Source organism: Synechococcus sp. R55.8, from assembly GCF_047461895.1.
Classification (GTDB): Bacteria; Cyanobacteriota; Cyanobacteriia; order Thermostichales; family Thermostichaceae; genus Thermostichus.
In genome coordinates, this window is the sequence record NZ_JANSIB010000174.1 from 1 (window position 1) to 1,731 (window position 1,731).

Consider the following 1,731-nt stretch of genomic DNA (forward strand, 5'->3'; position numbering starts at 1 on the left):
ACATCCCATCTCAATAGAGATAGAGAAGAAGCGAAGAAGTTGAGAGCAGACCGAACCCCGCAACTCCCGCCTCGTGCTATGACTTGAAGCGGCAGCATCCACCTCAACCCCCCCATGGTCGACACTCCCATCCGCTTTGGCACCGACGGCTGGCGAGCCGTGATTGCCGATGCCTTTACTTTCCAAAACTTGGCCCTTGCCGCCCAGGCCAGCGCCCAAGTCTTGGCCCGCACCTACCCCGGCGAAGGGATCCTGATTGGCTACGACAACCGCTTTCTCTCGGAACGCTTTGCCGCCCACGTTGCTGAGGTGGTGGCCCGCCTGGGGATCCCAGTTTACCTCTCCACCTGTGTGGCCCCAACGCCGGCCTTTAGCTGGGGTGCCAAGGAGCGGGGCTGCCACGGCGCTTTGGTGATCACCGCCAGCCACAACCCCCCCCACTATTCCGGCCTCAAGGTCAAGGGAGGATTCGGTGGATCCGTGCCGCCGGAAGTTACCGCCGCCATCGAGCAGGAGCTGCAAAGCCTCCAGCCTCTTGGATCCCACAAGGCCCCCATCCACACCTGGGATCCCTGGCCCGGCTACCTGGCTCAGCTCAGCCGCTTTGTGGATCTGGAAAAGCTCAAGGGATCCCCGGCCAAGATTTGGGTGGATGTCATGTTTGGCTCTGGCGCCGGTGGCCTCAAGCGCCTCTTGGGGGAGAAGGTCATTGAATTGCAGGCGCATCGGGATCCCTTGTTTGGGGGATTTCCCCCTGAGCCTTTGCCGCAAAACCTGCAGGCTTCCGCTCAGATCATCGCAGCGGATCCCGCCCCCTTGAAAATGGGTTTGGTCTTTGATGGGGATGCCGACCGCATTGCGGCTCTCGATGGGCAAGGCCATTTCCTCAGCCCGCAGATCCTGATCCCCATCTTGATCGACCACCTGGCCGGGCGACGCGGCTTGCGGGGCGAGATTGTCAAAACCATCAGCGGCTCCGAACTGTTTGTTAAAGTTGCACAGCACTATGGCCTGCCGGTTACGGAAATGCCGGTGGGCTTTAAGTACATCGCCGAGCGCATGATGAGCACAGAGGTGCTCTTGGGTGGAGAGGAATCGGGCGGCATCGGCTACTTGGGCCACATTCCCGAGCGGGATGCCCTGCTTTCGGCCCTGTATCTCATCGAAGCGGTTACGGAAACCGGCCAAGATCTCAGCACCATCTACCGGGCTTTGCAGGAACGGGAAGGGTTCACCTCTGTTTACCTGCGCCGCGATCTCCACCTCGCCGATCAAAATCAACAAACCCAGCTCTTCCAGCGGCTGCAAATGGATCCCCCGGCTGAGATTTTGGGGCAGAAGGTGATCAAACATTTCGACAAAGATGGCCACAAATTCACCCTCGCCGATGGAAGCTGGGTGATGATTCGCGGCAGCGGCACCGAGCCTCTGCTGAGGTTGTACTCAGAAGCGAAAGACCTAGAAGCAGTGAACGCCCTCCTGGATTGGGCAGCCGCCTTGATCGGCCAGGTTGATTGAGGTTGATGCGGATCCCTTGCAGGGCAAGGATCCCACTTGTTCACAAAATCTTGCAAAGTCGGACAAAGTACGGCTTCTTTGGCAAAGCTGGATCGCTTGACTCAAAATTCAGCCGGAATCCTTCAGCTAGCACAAGATCCCACAGATTTTGAATTCCCCGGAAAAGTTCGACTACCCTGTTCAGACATCGGCCAATCAATAGCCAGGATTTTG

Annotated in this window: 1 protein-coding gene; it reads left to right on the forward strand. The window is 58.3% G+C overall.

What is annotated here, in order from left to right; translation table 11 throughout:
* Nucleotides 1-114: 114 nt before the first annotated feature.
* Nucleotides 115-1,518, forward strand: coding sequence for a phosphoglucomutase/phosphomannomutase family protein (locus NW829_RS12195; RefSeq protein WP_414417193.1), 1,404 nt, complete (start codon nucleotides 115-117; stop codon nucleotides 1,516-1,518).
* Nucleotides 1,519-1,731: the final 213 nt, after the last annotated feature.